Below are 5,551 nucleotides of genomic sequence, written 5' to 3' on the forward strand. Positions count from 1 at the left end.
GAGGCTGGCCGGTGCCGAGGGCGGCCACCAGAGTCTGCAGCCACTCGTGTCCACCGCCCTGTGCGGAAGAGAACTGCGCGGCCGTTAACGGCAAGAGCAGAAGCGACGACTCGAAGATCGGCGGGATGACGCCCGCGGAGTTGAGCTTCAGCGGCAGATGCGAGGCATCGCCCTGGAACATGCGGTTGCCGACCTGTCGCTTCGGGTATTGGATCAAGAGCCTTCGCTGCGCACGCTCGATGAAGACGATGGCGGCGACGACGGCCAGCATCAGCGCCAGGAGCGCGAGCAGCAGGAACGTCGAGAGGGCGCCGGTGCGGGCCATCTCGAACAAGCCCACGAGTGCGGACGGCAGCCCCGCCACGATGCCGGCGAAGATGATGAGCGAGATGCCGTTGCCGACGCCGCGCTGTGTGATCTGCTCGCCAAGCCACATCAGGAACATGGTGCCGCCGACGAGTGTGATGACGGTGGTGGCGCGGAAGAACCAGCCAGGGTCACCAACGACGGAGCCTGCTTCCGAGCGCGAGCCCTCGAGGCCGATGGCGATGCCGTAGGCCTGGAAGGCCGCAAGCACCAGCGTCAGGTAGCGGGTGTACTGGTTGATCTGCTTCCGGCCCGACTCCCCTTCCTTCTTCAGCGCCTCGAGCTTCGGCGACATCGAGCTCATGAGCTGCATGATGATGGAGGCGGAGATGTAAGGCATGATGTTCAGGGCGAAGATCGCCATGCGCTCGACGGCGCCGCCGGCGAACACGTTGAACATGCCGAGAATGCCGGACGACTGCGACTTGAATGCCGCGGCGAACGCCGCGGCATCGACGCCGGGAATCGGAATGAAGGTGCCGAGACGGTAGATGACCAGCGCGCCCAGCGTGAACCAAATCCGGTTCTTCAAATCCCGGGCCTTGGCGAACGCGCCAAGGTTGAGATTTGCGGCAAGCTGCTCGGCAGCGGATACCATTTCGTTCTCTCCCGGCTCTGTTGAGCCATCTTACTTGGTGTCCGGCGGCCGCCGCGTCGAGCCCCCTGCCCGCGCATCCGATGCCGCCGAAGCCAAAGGCGCCGCGCGCCGCCGGCCGCGCCCGGTCCGCCTACTCCTCCGCGGTATCCGCCTTCTTTGCCGAGCCGGCCTTCTTGGCCGCTGACTTCTTGCGCTTGGCCTCGTCGGCCGCGAGCACTTTCTTCTCGATCAGGCTCACCGAGCCACCGGCCTTCTCGACCGCCGCCGTGGCGGAAGCCGAGGCGTGGTTCACGGTCAGCGCCAGCTTGGCCTTGATCTCGCCGGTGCCGAGCAGACGCAGGCCGTCCTTGGGGCGGCGCAGGATGCCGGCATCGACCAGCGCCGTCACGTCGACGGTCTGGCCGGCCTTGAGCTTACCCTCGTCAACCGCCTTCTGCAGGGCGCCGACGTTGATCTCGTTCCAGTCCTTGCGGTTCCACTTGTTGAAGCCGCGCTTCGGCAGGCGCCGGTGGAGCGGCATCTGGCCGCCCTCGAAGCCGCCGATGGCCACGCCGGTGCGCGCCGTCTGGCCCTTGCCGCCGCGTCCGCCTGTCTTGCCGACGCCCGAGCCGATGCCGCGGCCGATGCGCACGCGGTGCTTGCGGGCGCCGGGGTTATCCTTGATGTCGTTGAGCCGCATGGGCCTCAAGCTCCTTCATTCGTCTTGCGCGAGACTGCGCTCGGCGTCTCAGGCGTTGCCCTTCTCGTCGACGATGCGCACGAGGTGGGGGATGCTTTTGATCATGCCGCGCACGGACGGCGTGTCCTCGAGCGTGCGGCGGCGATGCAGCTTGTTGAGACCAAGACCGATCAGGGTCTTGGTCTGGATCTCGGGCCTGCGGTTCGCACTCGCGATCTGCTCGACCGTGATCGTCTTCTTGGCGGCCATGGTATCGGTCCCTTCCCGAATTCCTGCGCGCTACCTCGGCTATTAGGCCTCGGCGGCGACCTCGGCACCGGAGCCGTCGCGCCGACGGGCGACGATCTCGGACACCTTCTTGTTGCGGCGAGCGGCGACGGAGCGCGGGTTCTCCTGCTCCTTCAGCGCGTCGAACGTGGCACGCACGACGTTGTAGGGATTGGTCGAGCCCAGCGACTTCGCCACCACGTCATGGACGCCCAGCATCTCGAACACGGCGCGCATGGCGCCGCCGGCGATGATCCCCGTACCGGCGGGAGCCGAGCGCAGCACGACCTTGCCCGAGCCGTGACGGCCCTCGCTGTCGTGATGCAGCGTGCGGGCGTCGCGCAGCGGCACGCGGATCAGGTTGCGGCGCGCGGACTCGGTCGCCTTGCGGATCGCCTCCGGCACCTCGCGGGCCTTGCCGTGGCCGAAGCCGACGCGGCCCTTGAGATCGCCCACGACCACGAGGGCCGCAAAGCCGAAGCGCTTGCCGCCCTTCACGACCTTGGCGACGCGGTTGATGTGGACCAGCTTGTCCGAGAACTCGCTGTCGCGCTCCTCGCGCTCGCGCTCCCGGCCCCGGTCTCTCGATGATGGACGTGCCACTGTCAAATTCCTTTCATCAGAAGCTGAGGCCGCCCTCACGCGCGGCATCGGCGAGCGCCTTGACGCGCCCGTGGAAGAGATAGCCGCCGCGGTCGAACACGACCGCCGTGACGCCGGCCTTGAGCGCGCGCTCGGCAACCAGCTTGCCGATGGTCACGGCCGCAGCCTTGTCGGCGCCTGTCTTGAGCGAGCCGCGCAGATCCTTCTCGAGGCTCGAGGCCGAGACCAGCGTCTTGCCGTCCGTGTCGTCGATGATCTGGGCGTAGATGTGCTTCGAGGAACGATGCACGGAAAGACGCGGACGGCCCGCTGTGCGGGCCTTCAGCGTTCGGCGCACGCGGGCGCGGCGCCTTTCGAACTGGGTGTCTTTCTTGGCCATGGCGTCCGTTGTCCTACTTCTTCTTGCCTTCCTTGCGGAAGACGTACTCGCCCTTGAAGCGCACGCCCTTGCCCTGATAGGGCTCGGGCTTCCGCGAGGCGCGGATGTCGGCTGCGACCTGGCCGACGAGCTGCTTGTCGATGCCGGAGACCGTCACGACCTCCTGCTTGGCGCCGCCCACCTTGACCTCGACGCCGGGCGGGATCGCGTGCACGACGTCGTGGCTGTAGCCGACCGACAGCGTGAGCTGGTCCTTGCCCTTCATGGCCGCCTTGAAGCCCACGCCGTGGATCTCGAGCGTGTGGGTGTAGCCCTCGGTCACGCCCGTGATCAGGTTCTGCACCATGGTGCGCGACATGCCCCACATGGAGCGCGCCTTCTTGGTGTCCTCGACGAGCGTGAGCTCGATGCCGTCGGCGGTCTTCTCGACCTTGATCTCCTCGGGCAGCGTGAAGGAAAGCTCGCCCTTGGCGCCCTTCATTTTGACCGTCTGGCCGTCGACCGTCGCCGTGACGGCGGCGGGGACGGGAACCGGCTTCTTTCCGATGCGTGACATGGTTGGCTTCCTCGAGATCCCGGCCGGAGCCGGCATCCTTCGCTAGAATACGTTGCAGATGACCTCGCCGCCGACGTTCTCCTCCTTGGCGCGCGCATCCGACATCCCGCCCTTGGGCGTGGAGAGGATGGCGACGCCGAGGCCGTTGGCGACGCTCTTCAGATCGCGGACCGGCGAGTAAACGCGCCGGCCGGGGGTCGAGACGCGGCTGATCTCCTTGATCGCTGGCTGACCGTTGAAATACTTGAGCTCGATCTCGAACTCGGGAAGGTTGCCCTTCTGCTCCACGCGCGTGTAGCCGCGGATGTAGCCTTCCTCGACGAGCACGTCGAGGACGCGGGCGCGCAGGTTGGATGCGGGCGTCACCACCTTCGGCCGGCGGCGGAGCTGCGCATTGCGGATGCGTGTCAGCATGTCGCCGATAGGATCGTTCACTGCCATTTGCTCATGCCCTCCTTACCAGCTCGACTTGACCATGCCGGGGATGAGGCCCTGCGAGGCCAGCTCCCGGAGCTGGTTGCGGCACATCTTGAGCTTGCGATAGTTGCCGCGGGCGCGGCCGGTGATCTCGCAGCGGTTGCGAATGCGCACCGCCGAGCCGTTGCGCGGCATCTCGGCGAGCTTCAGACGCGCCGCGAAACGCTCCTCGGGGGTGCGCTTCAGATCGTCGGCGATCGCCTTCAGGCGCTTCCTCTTGGCCGCGTGCTGCGCGACCAGCTTGCGGCGCCGGTTGTTCTTCTCGATAGAGCTCGTCTTAGCCATTCATGTCCTCCAAAGGCCTTTCGGGTCCCGATCTGGGGTGCCGAGGTCCTCTAGCTGCGGAAAGGGAAGTTGAAGCCACGAAGCAGCTCACGCGCCTCGTCGTCGGACTGGGCCGACGTGCATACGATCACGTCGAGGCCCCAGACCTGGTCAACCTTGTCGTAGTCGATCTCGGGGAACACGATGTGCTCCTTCAGACCGCAGGCGAAGTTGCCGCGGCCGTCGAAGCTCTTCGGGTTCAGCCCGCGGAAGTCCTTCACGCGCGGCAGCGCGATGGTGACGAAGCGGTCCAGGAACTCGTACATGCGGTCGCCGCGCAGCGTCACCTTGCAGCCGAGCGTCATGCCCTCGCGCACCTTGAAGGTGGCGATGGACTTGGTCGACTTGGTGAGGAGAGGACGCTGACCGGCGATGAGCGCGAGATCGGCGGCGGCGTTGTCGACCTTCTTGCGGTCGGCGGTCGCCTCGCCCACGCCCATGTTGATCACGATCTTCTCGATCTTCGGAATCTGCATCGGGTTCGCGTAGGCGAACTTCTCCTTCAGCGCACCCCGCACCACCTTCTCGTAGTGCGTCTTCAGGCGCGGCTTGTAGTCCTTCGGGCGCGGCTTCCACTCGCGCGGCGCGGCGGCGGCCTTGGGCGCCTTCGCGCCTTTGGCCTCCTTGCCCGGCTTGCCGGCGGGCGGGCCGCCGGCCTTTGCCGCCTTCTGCGGTTTCTCTTTCTCGGCCATGGCTTAGTTCTTCTCCGGAATGATCTCGCCCGAGCGCTTGGCGAAGCGGACCTTCTTGCCGTCGTCCAGGATGCGGAAGCCGACGCGGGTCGGCTTGCCGTCCTTCGGATCCTCGAGGGCAAGGTTCGAAATCTGGATCGCGGCCTCTTTCGAGATGATGCCGCCCTCCTGCGAGGCCGTCTGGCGCTGGTGACGGCGCACGACGTTCACGCCGCGGACGAGTGCGCGGTTCTCCTTGGGACGCACCTCGATCACCTCACCGCGCTTGCCCTTGTCGCGCCCGGTGAGAACGATGACGCTGTCGCCCTTCTTGATCTTCAGCGAGGCCATTACAGCACCTCCGGCGCGAGCGAGACGATCTTCATGTGGTTCTTGGCGCGCAGCTCGCGCGTCACCGGCCCGAAGATGCGCGTGCCGACCGGCTCGCCCTGGGCGTTGATCAGGACGGCGGCGTTGCGGTCGAAGCGGATCAGCGATCCGTCGTGACGGCGCACGCCATTTGAGACGCGCACGATGACGGCATTCATGACCTGTCCCTTCTTGACGCGGACCTTCGGAATCGCCTCCTTCAACGACACGACGATGGTGTCGCCGATGGTGGCGTACTTGC

11 protein-coding genes are annotated in these 5,551 nt (G+C 66.4%); all 11 read right to left on the reverse strand.

The features are described 5' to 3' along the window. On the reverse strand, positions 1-964 hold a 964-nt coding region (secY, locus tag IT540_RS17960; RefSeq protein WP_291180995.1), incomplete at its 3' end, for a preprotein translocase subunit SecY. Between the two features lie 130 nt (positions 965-1,094). Beyond that, positions 1,095-1,643 (reverse strand): 50S ribosomal protein L15, encoded by a 549-nt coding sequence (rplO, locus tag IT540_RS17965; RefSeq protein ID WP_291180997.1) that lies wholly within the window; start codon positions 1,641-1,643, stop codon positions 1,095-1,097. Positions 1,644-1,691: 48 nt separating this feature from the next. Beyond that, a complete protein-coding gene (rpmD, locus tag IT540_RS17970; RefSeq protein WP_291180999.1) occupies positions 1,692-1,892 on the reverse strand; it encodes a 50S ribosomal protein L30 in 201 nt (66 codons plus the stop codon). Positions 1,893-1,934: 42 nt separating this feature from the next. Continuing rightward, a complete protein-coding gene (gene rpsE / locus IT540_RS17975; protein WP_291181001.1) occupies positions 1,935-2,513 on the reverse strand; it encodes a 30S ribosomal protein S5 in 579 nt (192 codons plus the stop codon). Between the two features lie 16 nt (positions 2,514-2,529). Further along, positions 2,530-2,892 carry a 50S ribosomal protein L18 gene (gene rplR / locus IT540_RS17980; RefSeq protein WP_291181003.1) on the reverse strand — a complete coding sequence of 121 codons (363 nt, stop codon included), beginning with the start codon at positions 2,890-2,892 and terminating at the stop codon, positions 2,530-2,532. A gap of 13 nt (positions 2,893-2,905) precedes the next feature. Then, positions 2,906-3,448 carry a 50S ribosomal protein L6 gene (rplF, locus tag IT540_RS17985; protein ID WP_291181005.1) on the reverse strand — a complete coding sequence of 181 codons (543 nt, stop codon included), beginning with the start codon at positions 3,446-3,448 and terminating at the stop codon, positions 2,906-2,908. 42 nt (positions 3,449-3,490) lie between these two features. Then, the gene (gene rpsH, locus IT540_RS17990) at positions 3,491-3,889 is read right to left on the reverse strand and encodes a 30S ribosomal protein S8 (protein WP_291181007.1); all 399 of its coding nucleotides are present in this window, start codon (positions 3,887-3,889) and stop codon (positions 3,491-3,493) included. Between the two features lie 15 nt (positions 3,890-3,904). After that, entirely contained in the window at positions 3,905-4,210 is a 306-nt protein-coding gene (gene rpsN / locus IT540_RS17995; protein WP_291181009.1) for a 30S ribosomal protein S14, read from the reverse strand. A gap of 50 nt (positions 4,211-4,260) precedes the next feature. Beyond that, positions 4,261-4,941 (reverse strand): 50S ribosomal protein L5, encoded by a 681-nt coding sequence (gene rplE / locus IT540_RS18000; protein WP_291181011.1) that lies wholly within the window; start codon positions 4,939-4,941, stop codon positions 4,261-4,263. 3 nt (positions 4,942-4,944) lie between these two features. Beyond that, a complete protein-coding gene (gene rplX, locus IT540_RS18005; RefSeq protein WP_291181013.1) occupies positions 4,945-5,271 on the reverse strand; it encodes a 50S ribosomal protein L24 in 327 nt (108 codons plus the stop codon). Then, the coding region (rplN, locus tag IT540_RS18010; RefSeq protein ID WP_291181015.1) for a 50S ribosomal protein L14 at positions 5,271-5,551 on the reverse strand (281 nt) is incomplete at its 5' end. The genes rplN and rplX, both read right to left, overlap by 1 nt.

The organism is Hyphomicrobium sp., from assembly GCF_020852195.1.
In the GTDB taxonomy this organism is placed as follows: Bacteria; Pseudomonadota; Alphaproteobacteria; order Rhizobiales; family Hyphomicrobiaceae; genus Hyphomicrobium_C.